The organism is Actinoplanes sp. NPDC049265 (assembly GCF_043197135.1).
In the GTDB taxonomy this organism is placed as follows: Bacteria; Actinomycetota; Actinomycetes; order Mycobacteriales; family Micromonosporaceae; genus Actinoplanes.
Map to the genome: position 1 here is coordinate 26,780 of NZ_JBICSP010000008.1, position 20,967 is coordinate 47,746.

Genomic DNA, 20,967 nt, shown 5'->3' on the forward strand with positions numbered 1-20,967 from the left:
GTCAGCGATGGGAAGCGTTTGAGGTCCGACGCGAAGGTGGTGCCTGTCTGTGGAGTTTTACGACCTGGTCGCCCGCGAAGACGAGCTCAGAATGATGGACCAGGCCCTCGGCCGCGCGACCGGCGGACGGGGGGTCGTGGTCACCGTCACCGGACCGGTCGCCTGCGGCAAGACCGAACTGCTGGACGCGGCCGCGGCCAAAGAGGACTTCATCACGTTACGTGCGGTCTGCTCGGCCGAGGAGCGGACCCTGCCGTACGCCGTGATCGGTCAACTCCTCGACCATCCCGTACTCTCCGCGCGGGCGCCCGAACTGGCCTGCGTGACGGCATCCGGGCGGCCGCTGCCAGCCGACACCGAGAACCACCTGCGCCGCGATCTCACCCGCACCCTGCTGGCCCTGGCCACCGAACGACCGGTGCTGATCTGCATCGACGACGTGCACCAGGCCGACACCGCCTCGCTGAACTGCCTGCTGCACCTGGCCCGGCGGGTCGCCTCGGCCCGGATCGCCATGATCCTCACCGAGTTGCGCCGGCTCACGCCCGCGCACTCCCGGTTCGAGGCGGAACTGCTCAGCCTGCGGCACCGCCACGAGATCGCGTTGCGTCCGCTCGGCCCGGCCGACGTCACCGAGTTGGCCCGCGCCGGCCTCGGGCCCGACGTCACCGCCGACGAGCAGGCCCAGGTCTACGAGGCCACCAGCGGCAACCCCAACCTGGTCCGGGGCCTGGTCAACGACGTGCGGGAGGCCTGGGCGGCCGGCGGCACGGGCATCTCGGCCGGGCGGGCATACCGGCTGGCGTACCTCAGCTCCCTCTACCGCTGCGGTCCCGTCCCGTTGCAGATCGCCCAGGCGGCGGCGGTGCTGGGCCCCAGCGCCACCGTCACCCTGGTGCGCCGGGTCAGCGGGCTCGGCGCCGAGACGGTGGAAGAGGCGACCGGGATCCTGACCGAGGGCGGCCTGCTGCGCAACCACCGGTTCCCGCATCCGGCGGCCCGCTCGGTCGTACTCGACGACATGTCGGCCCAGGAACGCCGCCGTCTGCACCGGTCCGCGCTGGACGTGCTGGACGGCGTACCCGTCGAAGTGCTCGCCCACCACCAGGCCGGCGCCGGACTGATCCACGGGCCGCAGGCCGCCGAGATGTTCGCCCGGGCCAGCCAGGAGCTGCGGGTACGCGGCGAGCTCGACGCCGCGACCGAATACCTGCAACTGGCCTACCGGGCCTCCGACGACGCCGGCGCCCGGGCCGCCCTGCAGGTGGAGACCGTGGCCGGCGAACGCCGCCGCAACCCGCTGACCTCCAGCCGGCACCTGGACGAGCTGACCGCCGCCGCCCGGGCCGGCCTGCTCTCGGCCGAGCACGCGGCCCTGGTCGTGCACTGGCTGGCCGACGCCGGACGCCCCGGCGAGGCCGCCGAGGTGCTGGCCTTGCAGCGCGCGCTGGCCGCCACCGACCAGGATCGGGCCCGCCTGCGTGCCGCCGACGTGTCGCTCGCGCTGTTCCATCCGGGCGTACCGGGCGCGGAGCGGCGCCCGCACCCCCTCGCGCCGGAGGAACTCGCGAGCCTGTCCCGGTCGGCCCGGCACGGTGTGACCGCCGACAACGCGGTGCTGGCGGCGCTGCGTGGCCGGCCCGAGTCGGCCGCCGCCGAGGCCGAGAACGTCCTGCGCAACGCGGACGCCGCGGCGTCCGGCCCGACCGCCCTGGCCGCGCTGACGGCCCTGCTCTACGCCGAGAACACCGACGCCGCCCAGCTGTGGGCGGACAAGCTGGCCGCGGGCACCGGGGCGGCCGAGGGTGAGGCCGGCTACGCGGGGCCGCGGACCGAGGCCGCCCTGCGCCGTGGCGATCTGGCCGCCGCGGTGCAGGCGGCCGGCGCGGTCCTCGACCGCGGCCGCCCGTCGTCGCTCGGCATCACCGCCGTGTTGCCGCTGAGCAGCGCGGCGGCCGCCGCCATCCGGCTCGGCGAGCTCGAGCGGGCGGAGAAGTGGCTGGCCGAGCCGCTGCCCGACGCCGTCCACGACAGCCTGTCCGGCCTGCACCTGCTGATGGCGCGGGGCCGGTACAACCTGGCGGTGGGCCGGCACGAGGCGGCGTACACGGCGTTCCGGGACTGCGGGGAACGGATGCGCCGGTGGGACGTCGACGTGCCCGGGCTGGCCCTGTGGCGGGTCGACGCGGCCGAGGCGCTGCTGGCCGGCCGGGACCGGGCCGAGGGCCGGCGGTTGATCGACGAGCAGCTGACCCGGCCGATGGGACCCCGGTCGCGGGCGCTGACCCTGCGGGTACGGGCGGCCTACGCCCCGCCGCCGAAGCGGATCGACCTGCTCGACGAGGCGGCCGGCCTGCTGCTGTCCAGCAACGACCAGTACGAGCGGGCGCGGGTGCTGGCCGATCTGAGCGAGGCGTTCAGCGCGCTGCGCCAGAACGGCCGGGCCCGGGGCATCCTCCGGCAGGCCCGGCACCTGGCCGCCCAGTGCGGGGCGGTCCCGCTGCTGCGCCGGCTGGGCGTCAAGGCCGGCCGCTCCGGTCGCCTCGGCCGCCCGCCGCAGGGGATCCGGTCCTTGACCGACGCCGAGCGCCGGGTGGCGACGCTGGCCGCGGCCGGGCAGACCAACCGCGAGATCGCCGACCAGCTCTTCGTCACCGCCAGCACGGTCGAGCAGCACCTCACGAACGTCTTCCGCAAGCTGGGCGTGAAGGGCCGCCAGCAGCTGCCGGCCGAACTGACCGAGTGAACCGTTGGTCTTATGACCAGGCCACCGGCAGCTCGGCCGGACCGTGCACCACGTTGCCGGTCTTCCACTCGATCTCTTCCGGCGGGACCGCGATGCGTACCGTCGGGACCCGCTCGGCCAGCGCCCGCAGCACCGTGGTCAGCTCCATCTGGGCGATCTGCCGCCCGACGCAGGCGTGCGCGCCGTGCGAGTAGCCCAGGTGCGGGCCGGGCTTGCGGGCGACGTCGAGCGTGTCGGCGTCGGAATGCAGGGCGGTGTCCCGGTTGGCCGACTGCACGGCCACCACCACGTACTCGCCGGCCTTGATCGGTTGCCCGTTGACCTCGGTGTCCTCGGTCGCCTGGCGGAACAGCCCGGTGGCGACGCCCAGGTAGCGCACCAGCTCCTCGGCCGCCGAACCGGCCAGATCGGGCTCGGCGCGGAGCTTCGCCCACTCCCCGGGGGCGTTCAGCAGGCAGACCAGCCCGTACGTGATCATCGACGCGGTCGTGTCGTACCCGGCGATCAGCAGGCCGCCGTTCATGTCGGTCAGCTCGGCCGGGGTGAGCGGGCGCTTGTCCTTCGCGGTGTGCTTGATCATGCGGCTGAGGACGTCGTCGCCGGGCCGGGCGCGCCGGGCGGCGGCCAGCTGATAGAGGTACGTCCACAGCGGCGTCAGGGCCCGGCGCAGCTCGTCCTGCGTGGTCGAGGTGGTGAACATCGCCGTGGCGGCGTCGTGCAGCAGATGACGGTGGTCGGCCGGTACACCGATGAGCTCGGCGATCACCGCGGTCGTGATCACCGTGGAGAACCCGCTGTGCAGGGGAAACGGTTGCGGGGAGGCGAGCATGCCGGTCACCGCCTCGTCGGTGATCTGCTGCACCAGCGGCTGCAGTTCGGCGAGCCGGCGGGGGTGCGAGACCTGCGGCGCGTAGTTGCGCCGGATCCGGATGTGCTCCGGCCCGTCCATCTGGGGGAAACCGTTGATCGGGGCGTCCGGGCCGCCGTACGCGGCGAGGACGTGGCCGACCGGGCCGGGCCGGGTGGAGAAGCGGCGGCCGTCGCCCAGCACCTCGCGCGCGGCGGCGTAGTCGGAGACCAGCCACGCGTCCATGCCGGTGGGGCAGGACACCTGGGTGACCTCGCGGCGCTCGCGCAGTTCGGCGTACTCCGGGGGCGGGGTGAACGGCTGCCGGCTCTCGTCGGGCAGCGGCAGCGCGGGCAGAGACATCCCAGAACCTCCGTGTACGCGTGGTCAGCCGGCCGTGCGGCGGGCGAAGACCTGGTGGATACCGGTGCCGGCGAACAGCGACGCCTGCTCGGCCACGACCGTGAAACCGCGCCCGCGCAGCAAGCCGAGCACCTCGTCGAGGGCGCCGCCGACGTCGTGCACCTCGGCCACGACCTGGCGTACCCGCGGCCAGTCGGCCTCGTCGACACCGGCCAGGACCTGCCGCTCGCTCTTCTCCACATCGATCTTGAGCAGTCCCACGGCGGTGATTCCGCGGTCGGCGATCACGTCGGAGAGGCGGACCAGTGGGCTGTCGATCACCTCGCCGACGAGCTCGGTCCCGGCCAGCGCCCGGTCGACCTCCTCGGCCGGCAGTCCCTCGTTGAGGGCCAGCGTGCGCAGCATCTCGGTACGCGCGGCCGGGTCCGGATGCAGGCCCGACAGCAGCGTCGCCTCGGGGTAGAAGGTCAGTTCGCCGCGCCCGGCCACGTCGGCGACCGCGCTCTGGTCGAACCGTCCGGCCACCCCGTGCCGTTCGGCGTTGGCCCGCAGCGCCGCGTACGGCACCGGCGCCGGCTCGAACGCGTGCACCGTGACGCCCGGGCACTCCAGGTGCGCGAACAGCGTGAACATGCCGATGTTGGCGCCGACGTCGAACACCACGTCGCCCGGACGCACCTCGAGGCCGTGGCGCAGATAGGAGCGCTCGGTGAAGATCTCCCGGTAGAGGAACTCCGCCTCGTCGGCCTTGACGTACGCGACGGTGGCGCCGTTCGGCAGCTCCATCGTCGGCACCGGCGCACTCACGCCGCACCCCAGGTGACCCGCAGCTCGGCCGGGCTGAACAGGCCCGGGCCGTCGTTCATCGGCACCGTGCCGGCCAGGCGTACGTCCGGGAAGCGGTCGAACAGGCGAGTCACCGCGACCTTGATCAGGGCCCGGGACAGGTGCTGACCGGGGCACTTGTGAATGCCGTACCCGAACGCGAAGTTGTGCTCCGGCGCCCGGGTGACGTCGAAGGTGTCCGGGCCGGCGAAGACGCCCGGGTCGCGGTTGGCCGTCGAGTAGAGCGGGATGACGGCGTCGCCGGCCGCGATCGTCTGGCCGCGCACCTCGACGTCCTCGACGCACACCCGGGGCACGCCGAACTGGTTGAGTGGCAGGTAACGCAGCATCTCCTCGACCGCGCGGTCAATCAGCGCCGGGTCCGACCGCAGCGCCGCCGCCTGCTCGGGGTGGGCCAGCAGTGCGTACAGGCAGTAGCCGACCATCTGCTGCACCGAATCGTGCCCGGCGAACAGCAGCACCGCGAACACCCCGGTCGCCTCGTCGTCGCTGAGCAGGATCTGGTCCTCGCCGGCCTCGGCCAGCCGGTGCAGCAGGTTGTCGCCCGGCTCGGCCCGCTTGGCCCGGACCAGCGCCAGGGCGTGGGTGAAGAACTCGTCGGTCAGGTCCTTGATGTCGGTCAGGTCGGCGGCGCCGGTGATGGCCCGGATGCGCGACTCCAGGGCGGCGCCCTCGTCCTCGCCCAGGCCGTACAGGTCGTTGATGACCAGCGAGGGCAGGCGGCGGGCGTACGCCGGAACCAGGTCCGCCCCGGCCCCCGCGGCCTCGATGTCGTCGAGGCAGGCGTCGGCCGCCCGGCGGATGAACTCCTCCTGCCGGCGCGCGGCCCGCAGGGTGAAGTCGCCGGCGATCTTCTGCCGGTACCGGTTGTGCTCCGGCGCGTCCATGCCGGAGAACCAGCCCGGACGCCGGTCGGGCAGCATCCCCGACGGCGCCGCCGAGCTGAACCGCGGATCGTTGGTGACCAGCTTGACGTCGTCGGCTGCGGCCACCAGCCAGTGCTTGACGCCGAACATGTCGAACGAGCCGATCCTGCCGCTCTCCAGCACGGCGCGGTGCCCGTCCTGGACGGCGAACGGGCACCGCCCGGCCGTGCTGCCCGGCTGCTCAACCTCGGTGCTCATCGCGGGTCCTTTCCGGGCGGGACGGTGACCACGCCCTCGATCTCGACCAGCAGGTCGGAGCGGGCGATGTCGGTGTGCAGGACGGCGATCGTGGCCTCGCGCGCGAGCCGGTCGGCGCAGATCCGGCGTACGACCGGGATGTCGTCGCGGTGGCGGACGTAGACCTTCAGGTGGTCGAGGTCGGCCAGACCGTGATGGCGCGCCAGACCGTGCCGTCCGAGGTTCTCGCCGCTGATCACCCGGCCGATGTTGGCCAGCGCCACCTCGCACTGGCCGGCGATGTCGCCGCGGTGGACGGTCTCGTGGCCGAGGATGCCGCCGGTCGCCGAGACGAAGAGCCGGCCTTCGCCCGGGCCCGGCGGTGCGTGCCAGGTGGCCCGGGCGAAGATCGGCGGCCGGGTGCCGTAACGCGGCGGATAGCGGTGGGCGGTGAGCACGGCCGGGTTCTCCACGTTGATCCGGTGGCCGTGCCGGGCGGCGAGGAAATAGCAGGTGATGCCGCCGCTGTGGGCGCCGACACCGGTGGCGGCGGGCATGGTCGCCGGGTCCAGCCCGCGGGCGTCCAGCGCCTCGGCCCGGCCCACGCAGAAATCCTGATAGACCTCCAGGTCGTCGGCGTTGGCCGTGTTGATGCCGCTCAGGTAGTTCCAGGTGCGGACCAGCGTGGGATAGCCGAGGGCGGCGGTCAGATCGAAGATCGCGGTGTACGCGGCCGCGGTGCCGGCGGCGTACCGGCCGGCCTCGGGGACGCGGGCGACGCCGAGCAGATAATCGGGGGTTCGGGCCCAGGCGACGCCCGCGTGATGCCCCGACTCCTTCGGCCCCTCCGCGTGCCAGGCCTCGGCGAACGACTCGTCTTCCCGGGTCGTCGTGTGCACGGCCGCGCGCAGACGACCGTCGATCACCGACACGTCGGCCGGCCCGGTCCCGTGCTCGATGACACCGAGCAGCGTCTCGTCGCCGTCGAGATCGGCCGACCCGAGCTTCTCGAAGCTGCAGTACGGTGCCGTTCCTGGCGCGGACAATCGCCTCACCCTCCCTCGCCGTTCCCGGGCGTGTACCAGCCAGAAAATATGTGCGCGTCAATTACCGCAACCCCCTAGAAGCACGCTATTCGGCTGCCTTCCGTTCCCAGGGGGATGGTTAGGGGGTGACCGTCCTCGACCGACTGCTAACGTCGCCGTTACCCTCTCGCGAATCGCGTGCGTACCGGTGGGTGGGGCCTTTTCACACGCACCGAAAGAGAGGCGAAATGCAGACCAGAATTCTCTGCCAGCGCGACATCAAGCGCATTCTTTCGGTGGTCGGCCGGGACGAGGTGATGGATCGGCTGATCAGCGAAATGCAGCGGGAATTCGCGCGTCTGGGCCGGGGCGAGACCGACCCGCCGCCCTCACGGACCGGTTTCGCCCGGCGCGGTGACGTGCCCGGCGTCATCGAATTCATGCCGCATCGGGCCGCGGGTGTCGGCGTGACGATGAAGACGGTCAGCTACAGCCCGCAGAACCCGGAACGGTTCCACCTGCCGACCATCGTCGGCACCGTGTCGCGTTTGGACGACGACAGCGGCAGCCTGGTCGCGCTGGCCGACGCGGGCACCATCACCGCGATGCGGACCGGTGCGGTCGCCGGCGTCGCCACCCGGCTGCTCGCCCGGCCCGGCAGCACCACGCTCGGGCTGGTCGGTGCGGGCGCCCAGGCGGTCACCCAGGCGCACGCTCTCAGCCGGGTTCTTCCGCTGGAGCGCATCCTGGTCAGTGACATCCGGCCGGCGCACGCGGAGTCGTTCGCCTTCCGGGTCGCGTTCCTCGGGCTGGCCGTCGAGGTCACCGACGCGGCCACCGCGACCGCCGCCGCGGACGTCCTCAGCACGGCCACCTCGGTGCCGGTGGGCGGGGGACCGGTCGTACCGGCCGCGCCTCGCCCCGGCCACCTGCACGTCAACGCCATCGGTGCGGACGAGCCGGGCAAGACGGAGCTGCCGCGTGCCCTGCTCGACGACGCCTTCATCTGCGTCGACCATCCCGGCCAGGCGCGGGCCGAGGGCGAGTTCCAGCAGCTGCCCGACCGGGACCTGGGCCCGTCCCTGGCCGACCTGTGCGCGGCGCCCCGGCTGGCCGCCCCGCACCGTGACGGCGTGAGCGTCTTCGACTCGACCGGCAGCGCGTTCGCCGATCACATCGCCCTCGACGTGCTGCTCGGTTTCGCCGACGAGCTCGGCCTGGGCCGCAAGATGACGATCGAGTCGGCCCCCGAGGACGTCCTGGACCCGTACTCGTTGCAGTGGTGAATCAAGGCGTGCTGATGTTGGCGCCCTCGGTCCAGCTGACGTGCTGGACGATCTTGGCGATCTTCCAGCCGTCGGGCGTGCGTACCACGTGGTGGTCGTAGGCGCCGCGCATCAGGTAGAGATCGGCGCCCTTCTTGTGGTGCTGGGCGAACATGTAGGAGTGGCAGACGGCGCGGTCGGGGTCGGCCTCGTCGAAGGTCACGCGGTGGTTGGGGCTGATGTGCTGGCGGGCGTCCCACACCGAGAGGCCCTGGGCCGCGAAACCGACGAACTGGTCGCGGGGGAAGTCGGCGGCGGGCAGGCCGGCGTCGGAGAAGTCGATGTGCACCGGGTCGGTGAAGAGCGTCGCGTAGCGGTCCCAGTCGCCGTCGTCGATCGCCGCCGCGTAGTCGATCACCAGGTCGATGATGGCGGCGCGGTCTTCGAGGCGCTGGACTCGCTGTTCGAGGGTGGTCATGGCATCCTAGCTGTTGTCGTACGGGTAAATAACAAAACGTAAGTCGCTTGAGAAAAGTAAGTGGGGTGGGTGTGCCGTGTCAAGCGGTGATCCGTGTGAGGACCTGGGCGAGCCGCTCTCGCGCGTGATGACGATGCTGGGCAAGCGCTGGACCGGCATGGTGCTGAGCACGCTGATGCAGGGGCCGGCGTACTTCAGCGACCTCAAACGGGCCATCCCGGGCATCAGCGACCGGATCCTCAACGAGCGGCTGATCGAGCTGGCCGAGCTCGACCTGGTCACCCGGACCGTGCTCGACGGGCGGCCGATCCGGGTGCGATATCAGCTCACCGAGCACGGCGTGGCCATGCGATCGGCCCTGGGCGAGCTGACCCGATGGGCGATCGAGCACCTCAAGCCGGTCTAGTGCCTTGACCGCGAACGTTGGCCGGGTCGGATGACACACCGGGCCGGGTCCGCGTCGCGGTGTCGGTGTCGGTGTCGGTCGACGCTGTGCGGATGGCAGAACCCGATCGAGTACGCCGATCAAGCGACCAAGAGGGTCAGAAGCTGCGGCGCCTGGTCCGTCGCGGCACCGGTTCGGCAGTGCGGTTGCGTCGGGCGATGGTCGTGCTCGCCTCGGCCGGAGGCAACACGGTCCCGGCGATCGCCCATCAAACCCGGAGCTTGACAGCTTGATCCATCTCAGTACGCTCCGGCGGCGTGGAGCAGGATTACTGGTGGCAGCCTGCCTCGTACGGCGATGTCCCGGCCGGCGCCGTGCCGCATGGGTACGAGCACGATGGCGAGCCGATTTACGCGTGCCGGGTCGAGACCGAGGACGGTGTCCGTCCCGGGCAGGTGAGGCGCCGGTCGAAGGGCGCGTACGTCGCGTGGGACGGCGAGGAGGCGGTGCACCTCGAGTACGAGGTGCTCATGAATCGCGGCGTCTGGGGCATCGACAACGGGGGCGGGGTGCCGCCGGACGCGTACCCCGCCGGGAAGGACGACGAAGGCCGGCCCCTCTATCTGGCGCGTGCGGCCGCCGAGTCCGGTTCGCTGCACCTCGGCCTGGTGCGACCGGACTCCGGTGGCGCGGACATCGTCGATGCGGAGGAGGATCCCGTCCATGCCTACGAGGTCCTGCTCCGGCCTGATCCGGCGGTAGCCGAGCGCCAGGAGACCGAGGCGCGACGGTTGAGCCGACCGGTGTTGCGTTTCGCGTCATCGTCGGCGCCGCCGTTCACCGTCTACCTGGATCGCGGCGAGGAGGCCCGCCCGGAGCAGGTCAGCTGGGCTGACACCGACGGTACCGAGTTCGCGATCACCGTCGACGAGGACGAGCGCACCGCCCACGGACACCGCCGGACGGCCGGTGCCGAACGCGAGGAGTTCCGCAGCGAGCTGGCCGGACGGGACAAGGACACCCCCGACGCCCGGCGTTTCCTGATCGAGCAGACCTGGGACGCCGCACCGTCGGCGGACACCTGGTGGACGCCGTCGGAGGAGCTGCTCCTCGCGGTGGGGGAGACGGGTCACCCGCCGGTCCGGCTCAGCTGGCGGGACACCCGCGGCAACCAGGGCGACCTAACCTTTCACGGCGACACGATGGGCGGAACGTACAGCCCGGCCGGGCAGCCTCCGGCCGCGATCCGGGGCCGGGGCGTCCGTGCCGCGCTGCGCCACGGCGACATGGTCCTCGCCGTCGCCGCCGGTACGGTCGAGGGGCGGCCGGTGTTCGCGTCCGGCTCGAACGACGATCGGATCTCGCTGTGGGATGCGGCGACCGGCGAGCCGATCTGGACCGTCGAGGCGCATGGCCTGCGGGCCGGTGCGCTCGTCTTCGCCGGTGACGTGCTGGTCAGCGGCGGGTCGGACGGCGTCGTCGCCCGCTGGGACCCGGCGACCGGCGCCTCGTACGAGCCGTTGCACCGTGCTCCCCGTTCGGCGACGGCGCTGGCCGCGACCCGCCTCGATGACCGGATCCTGGTCGCAGGCGCGGGCCGGGACCGCCGATTGCGGGTGTGGGATGTCGTGTCCGGGGAACTGCACGCCGATTTCGACATCGGCGGGGTGCCACGTCGCGTCGCCTTGTCCACGCTGGCCGGGCGGCCGGTCGCGCTGACCGTCGGTGACACGGCAGTGGTGTGGGACGTGGCCGCCGGGGCGCCGTTGCGCCCGCTGGTGCCGCTGCGGGAGGAAGGCGCCGTCGGCACCTTTGGCATGCTGGACGGCCGCCCGGTGGTGGTGCACGGGCGTCCGGGCTCGCCCGGCGAGGACACCGCGGACCCGGCGCAGAACGGGTGGTACAAGCGGCCGGACCGAGCTGACCTGAATGTCTATGACCTGGCTTCCGGCGAGGTGCTGTCGGCCTTCACCGAACCGGGTCGCCCTCGCAACGACGCGGTGGTGATGCTCGAGCACGCCGGCCGGCCGCTGGTCTTCTCGGCCGGCGACACCAAGGTCACGGTGTGGGACCCGGCCACCGGCGAGCAGGTCGTACGCCCGCACCTCGGGGTTTTCCGCGCCGGTGTCGTCGATCTCGCGGTGACCCACGTCGACGGCCGGGTCGTGCTGGCCGCGGGTGTCGAACGGCGGCTCATCACCTGGTCACCGGACGAGCTGGTCTGACGTCCTGGCGAGTGGACGGAGGCTGAGACCGTCGCCAGGGACATACCTTCGACGGGATCTTGGAAAGTACGGTGTCGTCGGGACTCGGCGAGGATCAGCAGACTACGGGTGGGTCGCCCGCCAGCGCTGCTAGGAGCGGTTGATCATGAAGGCGTGCACGATCGCGGCGACCCACACGCCGAAGGCCAGGCCCAGGGCCCAGCGATAGAGCTGCCCGTCCGGGTCGGCGTCCCGCAACGTGTAGATAGCGGTCCAGCCCAGGGCCAGATAGATGACGCCGGCGATCCACCAGCCGGCCCTTCTCGTCCGTACGCCCAGATAGATGAACGCCGCACCACCCAGGCAGCTGAACCCCAGAATCGGCCACAGCAACCACCAGCTGCGCCTCGGCCTCCCCGTCATGCCGTCACGCTACCGTCGGGCCATGACGGGTGTGAATGCGCGGGACGTACGGGACATCGGGGCGGGCTACGACCCCGAACCGGGACGCTCGATGTCGTTGCGGGCGGCGGCGTACACCGATCCGCGGTTCCTCGATCTCGACCTGCGCGCGATCCTGGCCCGCACCTGGCAATGGATCGGCCATGTGGAGAAGCTGCGGGAACCCGGCAGCTACGTCGCGGCCGAGGTGGCGGGCATGCCGATCGCCGTCGTCCGGGACCGGGCCGGTGAGCTGCGGGCGTTCTACAACGTGTGCAAGCACCGCGCCCATGAGCTGCTGTCCGGCGAGGGGCGGACCGGGACGATCGTGTGCCCATACCACGCCTGGGTCTACGACCTCGACGGGTCGCTGCGCAACGCACGGCAGACGCAGCACATGCCGACCTTCGACAAGAGTCAGATCGGCCTCGACCGGGTGCTGGTCGAGGAGTTCGGCGGGTTCGTGTACGTGAACCTGGACAGCACCGCCAGGCCGCTGGGCGAGCAGGCACCCGACCTGGCCGCCGAGATCGCCGCCGGGGCGCCCGACGTCGCCAAGCTCACCTTCGCGCGGCGGCTCACCTACGACGTGAAGTCCAACTGGAAGAACGTCATCGACAACTTCCTCGAGTGCTACCACTGCCACATCGCCCACCGCGAGTTCGTGGCCCTGGTCGACATGGACACCTACGAGGTGAAGACGCACGGCATCTGGTCCAGCCACTTCGCCGAGGCCGGCAAGTCCGACAACCCGGCGTACGACGTGACCGGCGCGTCGGTCACCGAGCACGCCGTCTGGTGGCTGTGGCCCAACACCTGCCTGCTGCGCTACCCCGGGCGGGGCAACTTCATGGTCTTCCAGGTGCTGCCGGCCGGAGTCGACCGCACGCTGGAGACCTGGGATTTCTTCTTCGAGACGGACCAGCTCGAGCCGGCCGAGGAGGAGGCGGTCAGCTACATCGACGACGTGCTGCAACGGCAGGACATCGCGATCGTGGAGAGTGTCCAGCGCGGCATGGCGACACCAGCCTTCGACCAGGGCCGGATCGTGTACGACCCCCAGGGCTCGGGGCTGTCCGAGCACGGCGTCCACCACTTCCACGGGCTGGTCCTGCGGGCCTACCAGGAGTTCGTGGCCAAGTGACAGATCAGCTGCGACGCCGCCTCGGGCTGTTCGACGCGGTGGTGATCGGGCTCGGCGCGATGATCGGCGCCGGCATCTTCTCGGCCCTGGCGCCGGCCGCCGACGGGCTGCTGCCGGCGTTGGGCATCGCCGCCGTGGTGGCCTACTGCAACGCGATGTCCTCGGCCTGGCTCGCGGCCCGATATCCGGCTTCGGGCGGGACCTATGTGTACGGACGCGAGCGCCTCGGCCCGTTCTGGGGCTACCTGGCCGGCTGGGGCTTCGTGGTCGGCAAGACGGCGTCGTGCGCGGCGATGGCGCTGACCGTCGGCACCTACCTGTGGCCCGATCACGCCCACCTGGTCGCGGTGGCCGCGGTGGTGCTGCTGACCGCGGTCAACTACCTCGGCGTCCAGAAGGCGGTCTGGGTCACCCGGATCATCGTGGCGATCGTCCTGATCGTGCTGGCCGTGGTCGTCGTGTCGTCCTTCGAGATGCCACGGCAACCCGTCTCCACCCTTGCCGCCGGCAACATATTGCAGTCCGCCGGCCTGCTGTTCTTCGCCTTCGCCGGATACGCCCGGATCGCTACGCTCGGCGAGGAGGTGCGGGACCCGGCCCGGGTCATCCCGCGGGCGATCCCGATCGCGCTGGGCATCACCCTGATCGTGTACGCGGCCGTGGCGATCGCCGTGCTCGGCGTACTCGGCGACCGGCTCGGCAGCGCGACCGCCCCCTTGGCCGACGCCGTCCCCGCCCAGCTGGCCCCGGCGATCCGGGTCGGCGCCGCGATCGCCGCACTGGGTTCCCTGCTGGCCCTGATCCTCGGCGTCTCCCGCACCACCCTGGCCATGGCCCGCGACCGCCACCTGCCGCACGGCCTGGCCGCCGTCCACCCGCGCTTCGGCGTCCCGCACCGCGCCGAGCTCGCCGTCGGCGCCGTCGTGGCCGTCCTCGCCGCCACCACCGACCTGCGCGCGGCCATCGGGTTCTCCTCGTTCGGCGTGCTGGCCTACTACGCGATCGCCAACGCCAGCGCCTGGACGCTCGGCAGACGCGTCGTCCCCGCCGCCGGCCTGCTCGGCTGCGCGATGCTCGCCTTCGCGCTGCCACTCTCCTCGGTGATCGCCGGCGCGGCCGTGCTCGCCCTCGGCGCTACCCTCTACGGTGTCCGGCGTGGCTTCCGACCTGCGACTCGCGCGTAGGGCAGGATCGGGCGGTGCTACCGGATGAGGATCTCGACACGTCTACGCTCAGTGAGCGGCAACGGCAGGTGCTGACCGTCATCCGGGACTACGCGATCCGGTACGGCCACTCGCCGTCCACCCGGGAGATCGCCGATTCGCTGCGCATCGCCACCTCGTCGGCCGGCCGCCACCTGCGGGCCCTGGAGGAGTACGGCTTCCTGCGCCGCGGCCGCACCGCCACCCGCCCGGTCGACGTGCGCGCGTTCCTCCAACCGCCCCGGCAACGCCAGGCCCCGGCCACCGTGACCGTGCCGGTGGTCGGCGACATCGCGGCCGGCACGCCGATCCTGGCCGAGCAGAACGCCGACGAGATCCTCGCCCTGCCGCGCGACCTGGTCGGCCGGGGCACCCTGTTCTGCCTGCGGGTGCGCGGCGACTCGATGGTCGAGGCGGCGATCTGCGACGGGGACATCGTGGTGGTGCGGCAGCAGTCCGAGGCGTACAACGGCGACATCGTCGCGGCCATGATCGACGAGGAGGCGACGGTCAAGGTCTACCGCCGCCGCTCTGGGCACGTCGTGCTCGAGGCCCGCAATCCGGCGTACGCCGACCTCGACGGCGACCGGGCGACCATCCTCGGCAAGGTCGTCTCGGTGCTGCGCCAGACCTGACGGCTGCGGCCGTCTTTCCGGTGGGTTGAGCTTTCGGGGCATCGCTGGGTGCAACGGGGGGTCCTGCGGGTGCTCGCGATCGTCCCGGTTGTGGTAACAGTGGTGTTCGTCAGCCGGGGGTGGAAGAGATGAAGGACGCCGCGACCGTCGAGGACGTGCATGAGATCGCGCTGGCGATGCCGCACGTCAAGGTCGAGTACGGGTCGGGGGAAAACCCGGTCTATCAGGTGGGCGGGAAGTCGTTCGTGTTCTTCCGTACGCCGCGCCCCGACGCGGTCGACCCGGACACCGGCGAGCGCTACCCCGACGTGATCGTGTTCTGGGTCGAGACCGACGCCGACAAGCAGGCGCTGGTGCGCGACCCGGTGACGCCGTTCTTCACCACCAGGCACTTCGACGGGCATCTCTCGGTGCTGGTGCGGGCCGGCCGGCTGGGTGAGATCACCCGGGCCGAGCTGCGAGAGGTCATCCAGGACGCCTGGCTGGCCCGGGCGTCGGAGGCGCGACGCCGGGAGTGGCTCAAGAAACCCTCGTAAGGGTACGACTCGCCGTTCCGCTCGTCCTATCGGTTGGCCTCCTCCGGACGTACGGTTATGTTTGTCTAACGGCAAACTTTGCCGACCTGCAAGGAGGGGTTCGACGTGCAGAACTCAGTAGTGGCCGACACCGCCGCGGCCAGTGAGCTCATCGAGGCCCTCGCGCGCACCGCGCCCGGCGACCCGGCCCGCGCCCGCCGCCGCGAACGCGCCATCGAGGCGTGGCTGCCGCTCGCCCAGCACCTGGCCCGCCGATACCACGGCCGGGGCGAGCCGCTCGGAGACCTGACCCAGGTCGCCACGGTCGGGCTCATCAAGGCGGTTGACCGCTTCGAACCGGACCGCGGCGTGGAATTCTCCGGTTTCGCCGTACCCACCATCATCGGTGAGATCAAGCGGCACTTCCGCGACCGGACCTGGTTCATCAAGGTCCCGCGCCGCCTGCAGGAACTGCGCCTGCAGATCACTGCGGCCAACAACGAACTCACCCACACGCTGGGCCGCGCACCGACCGTCGCCGACGTCGCCGACCACCTCGGCACCACCGAGGAAGAAGTGCTGGAAGGCTTGGAGGGCGCCCGCGCCTACTCCGCGACCAGCCTGTCCACCCCTGCCGGCGAGGACGGTCAGGGCGAGCTGGGCGACACCTTCGGCAGCGAGGACCATGGGTACGAGCTGGCCGAACTGCGCGTCGCCCTCGGCCCCGCGCTGGCCGCCCTGGACGAGCGCGAGCAGCGCATCCTGTCGCTCCGCTTCTATGGCAACCTGACCCAGTCGGAGATCGCCACCCACGTCGGTGTGTCCCAGATGCACGTGTCCCGGCTGCTGACCAAGGCACTGGCCAAGTTGCGTACCCACCTCGGCGGCTGAGTTTTCCAGCCTGCCGACCAAGTCGCTGGCCGAGTTGCGTGCCCACCTCGGCGGCTGAGTTTTCCAGCCTGCCGGCCAAGGCGCTGGCCGAGTTGCGTGCCCACCTTGACGGCTGAGTCTTCTAGGCTGCTGCTCGTGGCCTTGATCCTGCGCGTGCCGCCGGCGCGATGACACCCTGGCGGGCCATAGCCGGCTTCGGGGTGGTCAGCCTCACCGCCGACATGGTGTACGAGGGAGCACGCTCGATCACCGGCCCTCTGCTCGCCGCCCTGGGCGCGTCGGCGCTCGCCGTCGGCCTGGTCACCGGGGCCGGCGAGGCGGCCGCGCTGCTGCTCAGGCTGGTGTCGGGCCCGCTCGCCGACCGTACGTCCCGCTACTGGACCCTGACCATCCTCGGGTACGCGCTGACCGCCGCGTGCGTACCGTTGCTGGCGGTGACACCCGCCCTGGGCGCCGCCGGCCTGACCGTGGCCGCCACCCTGATCATCGCCGAGCGCGTAGGCAAGGCGATCCGCAGCCCCGCCAAGTCGGCCCTCCTCGCCCAGGCCGCCGTGCAGGTCGGTCAGGGGCGCGGGTTCGCGGTGCACAAGGCCCTCGACCAGGTCGGCGCTTTCGCGGGCCCACTCGCGATCGCCGCCGTCGTCGCCGCGACCGGCGTCCTCTGGCCCGCCCTGGCGGCCTTGTCCCTCCCCGGCGCCGTCACGCTCGGCCTGCTCCTCTACCTGCGTCCCCGCTTCCCGGCCCCGGCCCCACCCGCCGCCACCCCGTCCACCCCGCCCTCGCCATCTCCTTCCACCGCGTCCATTCCAACCTCGTCCTCTCCGCCTCCTCCGGCCGCGTCCATCCCAGCCGCATCCTCACCGGCTTCGCCTCCTCCCGCCGCGTTCGCTCCGGCCTCGTCTTTGCCGGCTCCGGCCGCGCCTTCCTCGGCCATGTCCGCCGCTGGTTCGGTGGCGCCGTCTGCTTCCCCCGCGGCGTCCAGCCGGTGGGCCAGATGGATCGGAGCCGGCCTGCCCGCCCGGTTCTACTGGTTCGCGGGCTCGGCGGCGGCCGCGACGGCGGGACTGCTCACCTTCGGACTGATGTCGTTCCACGCGGTGGAGGCCGGCCTGGTCCCGGTGGCGGCCGCACCCCTGCTCTACGCCGGTGCGATGGCCGCCGGGGCGATCGCCGCGCTCGCCACCGGTTGGCTCTACGACCGGTGGGGCGCACGGGTGCTCTTCGCCCTGCCGGTGATCGGTGGCGCCGCCCCGGCCCTGTCTCTCTCGCACAGCGTGACGGCCATCGTCGTCGGCGGCCTGCTCTGGGGCGCGGCCGGCGGCGTGCTGGACTCCACCGTCAAAGCCCTGGTGGCCGACCTGGTCGCCGCACCTCGCCGGGCCACCGCCTACGGCGTCTTCGCCGCGATCCAGGGCGCGGCGGCGCTGGCCGGGGGCGCCTTGGCCGGGGCGCTCTACGCTCCGGCTCCACTGCTCCTGGTCGTCCTGCTGATCGCCGCCCAGCTGGCCGGCGCCGCGCTCCTGGCGATCGCCATCCGCCGCCCGCCACCCGAGACCCAGGCGCCCGTCGGTGGCTAGGCACCGCGCTGGGCCGCCACTCCCGGTAGCGGTGGTAGGGCTGGGCGGTTAGCGGGACGGATGCCGTGTTGTGGGCTGCCACTCGGGTTGGGCGTGTGGTTTGGGCGGGGTAATGCCTTGTTGGGCTACCGCTAGGGGCGTGGTGGGGGCGGGGGATGTTGTGGGTGCTAGCACCTTGGGGCCACTCGGGAGGGTGACCTGGGGGTGATGTTAGGGAGGTGGGGGATTACGGTGGGTATGTACATCTGAGTGCCGATGGCAGTCGGACTCAGCCTCCCTCCAGTTGTGGACTGGTCGGGCTGAGCCCTGGTGCCCTCCCGACCGCCGAGTCGAGAGGCGGACGAGGATGGCCATCAACTTCCTTGACCCGCTGCTGGCCAGTGGACCCTGGGCGGCCGTGCTGATCATCTGCGCGCCACTGGTGGCGATCATGATTATGTTCGTCTGCGCGCTGGTCCTCGTACCCAGGAATCGTCGGGTCGAGGCGATCAGAGCGATGGCGAAACTCGTTCGGGCGCTCCCGTCCGCCAGAGGACGACGGCGACAGTGAGCAGCCAGAGACACCAGGCCACGTAGCCGGCGAAGTTGATCGCGGCGAACACCGGCGTGCTGATCACGCCGGAGGCGATCAGGACCGCGGACGCGTGACCGAGGGCGGTCAGCCAGGCCGGGGCCAGGGTACGGACCACGAAGTGCGTGACCAGGACGGTGAAGGCCGCGGTCAGGGCGTACCCGATGGTCTCTCCGACGATCTCGCCCAGCCAGAAGTGCAGCCGCTCGACCACGCCGGTGTCATTGATCCACGGGACCAGCACGATCCAGCGCGACAAGCCGACCACCTGAACCACAGCCGCCGCGACGCCGACCACGGTGATCCATGGGCCGGGCGGGCCAAAGGCCGCATTGACCCGACGGGCGGGCGTGTCGAAGGCCGCCATGATCCGACGGGCAGGTGTGTCAAAAACCGGGGCGGCGGGTGGGTCAGAAGCCGCGCCCTGTGTGTCAAGAGCCGCGCCGGATGTGTCAAAGGCCGCGGCGGGCGTGCTGGAGGCCGTGGCAATCGGGCGGCCGGTCGCGCCACCGGCGATGCGTCCGAAGAGGACGGCGGCGGGGGCCAGCAGCGCGGCGCCGATCACGAGCACGACGAACCAGCCGACCACGGCACCCTCGCGGCTGTGGAACGCGGCCAGCATGTCGGCGGTCGGCTCCTTGAGGATGCGCGGATAGTCGAAGATCGCGCCGAGTGCGGTGAAGCCGGCGATGGCGAGCAGGGCGGCGACGCTGATGGTCGCGGCGGCCAGGCGGTGCGGTGTCATTCGGGCAGCGTCCCGCGTCGCGCTGACGATGTGCTGACGGCGCTCTGACGAGGGCATAGGCTCGCCGCGTGATCACCGTGGCCGTGCTCGGCCCGCTCGAGGTGCGCCGCGACGGCGTACTGCTCGCGGTGCCGTCCGGGCGGTCGGCCGAGGTGCTGGTCCGGCTGGCCATGGACGCGGGGCGGCCGGTGCGGGCCGAGCGGATCATCGACGACCTGTGGGGTACGGCCGGGCGCAACACCCTGCAGTCGAAGGTGTCCCAGCTGCGCCGCGCGCTCGGCGACCCGGCGTTGATCGTGGGCCGCGACGGCGGCTATCTGCTCGACGTCGACGAGGACGCCGTCGACGCGCTGCGCGTGGCGCGACTGGCCCGCGACCCGGAGCGTGCGAGCGAGGCGCTGGCGCTGTTCCGGGGCGAGCTCCCGGTCGGTGAGTGGTTCAACCCCCATCGGGTACGCCTGGAAGACCTCCGCCTCGGCCTCATCGAGCAGCAGGCCGCCACCCGCACCGACCTGATCGGCGACCTCGAGGAACTCGTCGACCGGCATCCGCTGCGCGAAGGACTCTGGGCGGCCCTGATGACGGCGCTGCACCGGGCCGGGCGCCCGGCCGACGCACTGGCCGCGTACACCCGGGTCCGGCGCCTCCTCGACGACGAGCTGGGTGTCGAGCCGGGCGCTCAGCTGCGTACCCTCCAGGGCCGGATCTTGCGTGCGACCAGCGCGGGCAATCTCCCCGGGCTCAGCGCACCACTGGTCGGGCGCACCGCCGAGCTGGCCGGTCTCGGCGCTCGGCTGGCCGACCGCCGGCTGGTCACGCTGGTCGGCCCGGCCGGCGTCGGCAAGACCCGGCTGGCGATCGAGGCGGCGCGCGGGCTGCGGGCGGACGGCGGAGTCTGGCTCGTACGCCTCGACGCCGCCGACGCCACCGCCTCGATCCCGCGGATCATCGCCGAAACCATGCAGATCGCCGCGCCCGAGCTGACCGACCGCCTGGCCGGCACCGAAACGGTGCTCGTGCTGGACAACTGCGAGCACCTGGCTGGCCCGGTGGCCGAGACGGCCGAGCGGCTGCTGACCGCCGCGCCTGGCCTGCGCATGCTGGCGACCAGCCAGGTGCCGCTGGACGTCGACGGTGAGGCCGTCCACCCGCTGGCGCCGCTGTCCGCCGGCGAGTCGGTCGCCCTGTTCACGGCCCGGGCCAGGGAGAGCCGCCGGCACTTCACGCCGGACCCGGCCACGGTCGCCGAGATCTGCCGCGCGCTCGACGGTCTGCCGCTGGCGATCGAGCTGGCGGCGGCGAGGGTCAAAACTCTTCCGGTACGCGACATTGCCCGCCGCCTCGACGACCGTTTCACCCTGCTGCGCGACCCGGCCGGCCGCCGCCCCGCGCTGGCCGCCGCGATAGCTTGGAGCTACGACCTGCTCGCCCCCGACGACCAGCGCGGCCTGCTGGCTCTGTCGTGCTTCGCGGGCGGTGCGTCGCTGGCCGCGGCCGAGCACGTGCTGCCGGCCCTCGGCGTCCCGTCGTCGTCGGTGCTGGACGTGCTGGGCCGGCTGGTCTCGCGTTCGCTGGTGGTGGCCGAGTTCGACGACGCCGGCGCGGTGCGCTACCGGCTGCTGGACAGCATCCGCGCCTTCGCGGCCGAGCGCCTGGGGCCGGACGCCCGTGGCCCCGCCGCGCATGCCGGCTGGTACGCCGCGCAGTCCGACCGGCACGCCGTTCTGGTCCGGGGCCCGGAACAGGCGTCGTGCCTCGCGTTCGCCCGGGCGGAACGGGCCGACGTGGACGCGGCGCTGACCTGGTGCGCGACGCACGACCCGGCGTTGGGCGCGCGGATCGCCAACGGTTTCGGCTGGACGTGGGTCGTACTGGGCGATGGGGTGGCGGGCGCTTCCCGCGTACGCGTGGCCAACGCCGCCGCCGATGTGGCCGCCGCCGCGCCGAATCCCGCCGCGCCCCTCAACCCCGCCGTGCCGCCAAG

The 20,967-nt window shown here is 72.1% G+C and carries 18 protein-coding genes; 11 read left to right on the top strand and 7 right to left on the bottom strand.

Going from position 1 to position 20,967, the window contains the following annotated elements; genetic code table 11:
- Positions 1-49: 49 nt before the first annotated feature.
- Positions 50-2,746, top strand: a complete 2,697-nt coding sequence (locus ACGFIO_RS20310; RefSeq protein WP_392827827.1) for an AAA family ATPase — start codon at positions 50-52, stop codon at positions 2,744-2,746.
- A 10-nt stretch (positions 2,747-2,756) separates the two neighbouring features.
- Here ACGFIO_RS20310 and ACGFIO_RS20315 read toward each other — a convergent pair whose 3' ends face one another.
- From ACGFIO_RS20315 to ACGFIO_RS20330, 4 genes are read right to left on the bottom strand one after another with little or no spacing between them, the layout of a single operon-like run.
- Entirely contained in the window at positions 2,757-3,956 is a 1,200-nt protein-coding gene (locus ACGFIO_RS20315; RefSeq protein ID WP_392827828.1) for a cytochrome P450, read from the bottom strand.
- Positions 3,957-3,980: 24 nt separating this feature from the next.
- Positions 3,981-4,763, bottom strand: coding sequence for an FkbM family methyltransferase (locus tag ACGFIO_RS20320; RefSeq protein WP_392827829.1), 783 nt, complete (start codon positions 4,761-4,763; stop codon positions 3,981-3,983).
- On the bottom strand, positions 4,760-5,926 hold the full coding sequence (locus ACGFIO_RS20325; protein WP_392827830.1) for a C9 hydroxylase cytochrome P450: 1,167 nt from the start codon (positions 5,924-5,926) through the stop codon (positions 4,760-4,762). The genes ACGFIO_RS20320 and ACGFIO_RS20325 overlap by 4 nt, the downstream gene beginning before the upstream one ends.
- Positions 5,923-6,951, bottom strand: a complete 1,029-nt coding sequence (locus ACGFIO_RS20330) for an FkbO/Hyg5 family chorismatase (protein WP_392827831.1) — start codon at positions 6,949-6,951, stop codon at positions 5,923-5,925. Before ACGFIO_RS20330 ends, ACGFIO_RS20325 begins: the two co-directional genes overlap by 4 nt.
- 227 nt (positions 6,952-7,178) lie before the next feature.
- On the opposite strand from ACGFIO_RS20330, the gene ACGFIO_RS20335 reads away from it, so the two are divergent.
- Complete coding sequence (locus tag ACGFIO_RS20335; protein WP_392827832.1) at positions 7,179-8,216, top strand: ornithine cyclodeaminase family protein; 1,038 nt, start codon at positions 7,179-7,181, stop codon at positions 8,214-8,216.
- A 1-nt stretch (position 8,217) separates the two neighbouring features.
- Here the strand turns inward: ACGFIO_RS20335 and ACGFIO_RS20340 are convergent, their stop codons facing one another.
- The gene (locus tag ACGFIO_RS20340; protein WP_392827833.1) at positions 8,218-8,673 is read right to left on the bottom strand and encodes a nuclear transport factor 2 family protein; all 456 of its coding nucleotides are present in this window, start codon (positions 8,671-8,673) and stop codon (positions 8,218-8,220) included.
- Positions 8,674-8,749: 76 nt separating this feature from the next.
- On the opposite strand from ACGFIO_RS20340, the gene ACGFIO_RS20345 reads away from it, so the two are divergent.
- On the top strand, positions 8,750-9,079 hold the full coding sequence (locus ACGFIO_RS20345) for a winged helix-turn-helix transcriptional regulator (RefSeq protein WP_392827834.1): 330 nt from the start codon (positions 8,750-8,752) through the stop codon (positions 9,077-9,079).
- A 296-nt stretch (positions 9,080-9,375) separates the two neighbouring features.
- Positions 9,376-11,283 (top strand): DM9 repeat-containing protein, encoded by a 1,908-nt coding sequence (locus ACGFIO_RS20350; protein ID WP_392827835.1) that lies wholly within the window; start codon positions 9,376-9,378, stop codon positions 11,281-11,283.
- Positions 11,284-11,412: 129 nt separating this feature from the next.
- Here the strand turns inward: ACGFIO_RS20350 and ACGFIO_RS20355 are convergent, their stop codons facing one another.
- The gene (locus tag ACGFIO_RS20355) at positions 11,413-11,685 is read right to left on the bottom strand and encodes a hypothetical protein (RefSeq protein ID WP_392827836.1); all 273 of its coding nucleotides are present in this window, start codon (positions 11,683-11,685) and stop codon (positions 11,413-11,415) included.
- 22 nt (positions 11,686-11,707) lie between these two features.
- Here ACGFIO_RS20355 and ACGFIO_RS20360 point away from each other — a divergent pair, with 22 nt between their 5' ends.
- The 6 genes from ACGFIO_RS20360 to ACGFIO_RS20385 all read left to right on the top strand — a co-directional run bounded on the left by ACGFIO_RS20360 (position 11,708) and on the right by ACGFIO_RS20385 (position 17,667).
- Entirely contained in the window at positions 11,708-12,847 is a 1,140-nt protein-coding gene (locus ACGFIO_RS20360; protein ID WP_392827837.1) for an SRPBCC family protein, read from the top strand.
- Entirely contained in the window at positions 12,844-14,031 is a 1,188-nt protein-coding gene (locus ACGFIO_RS20365; RefSeq protein ID WP_392827838.1) for an APC family permease, read from the top strand. The genes ACGFIO_RS20360 and ACGFIO_RS20365 overlap by 4 nt, the downstream gene beginning before the upstream one ends.
- A 14-nt stretch (positions 14,032-14,045) precedes the next feature.
- Positions 14,046-14,684 carry a transcriptional repressor LexA gene (gene lexA, locus ACGFIO_RS20370; protein WP_392827839.1) on the top strand — a complete coding sequence of 213 codons (639 nt, stop codon included), beginning with the start codon at positions 14,046-14,048 and terminating at the stop codon, positions 14,682-14,684.
- 128 nt (positions 14,685-14,812) lie between these two features.
- Complete coding sequence (locus ACGFIO_RS20375) at positions 14,813-15,220, top strand: MmcQ/YjbR family DNA-binding protein (protein ID WP_392827840.1); 408 nt, start codon at positions 14,813-14,815, stop codon at positions 15,218-15,220.
- A 105-nt stretch (positions 15,221-15,325) separates the two neighbouring features.
- Positions 15,326-16,090, top strand: a complete 765-nt coding sequence (locus tag ACGFIO_RS20380; protein ID WP_392827841.1) for a SigB/SigF/SigG family RNA polymerase sigma factor — start codon at positions 15,326-15,328, stop codon at positions 16,088-16,090.
- Positions 16,091-16,257: 167 nt separating this feature from the next.
- Positions 16,258-17,667, top strand: coding sequence for an MFS transporter (locus tag ACGFIO_RS20385; protein ID WP_392827842.1), 1,410 nt, complete (start codon positions 16,258-16,260; stop codon positions 17,665-17,667).
- 488 nt (positions 17,668-18,155) lie between these two features.
- Here the strand turns inward: ACGFIO_RS20385 and ACGFIO_RS20390 are convergent, their stop codons facing one another.
- On the bottom strand, positions 18,156-18,983 hold the full coding sequence (locus ACGFIO_RS20390) for a hypothetical protein (RefSeq protein ID WP_392827843.1): 828 nt from the start codon (positions 18,981-18,983) through the stop codon (positions 18,156-18,158).
- Between the two features lie 68 nt (positions 18,984-19,051).
- Between ACGFIO_RS20390 and ACGFIO_RS20395 the strand changes: the two genes are divergently transcribed.
- Positions 19,052-20,967: BTAD domain-containing putative transcriptional regulator (locus ACGFIO_RS20395; RefSeq protein WP_392827844.1), on the top strand; the 1,916-nt coding region annotated here is incomplete at its 3' end.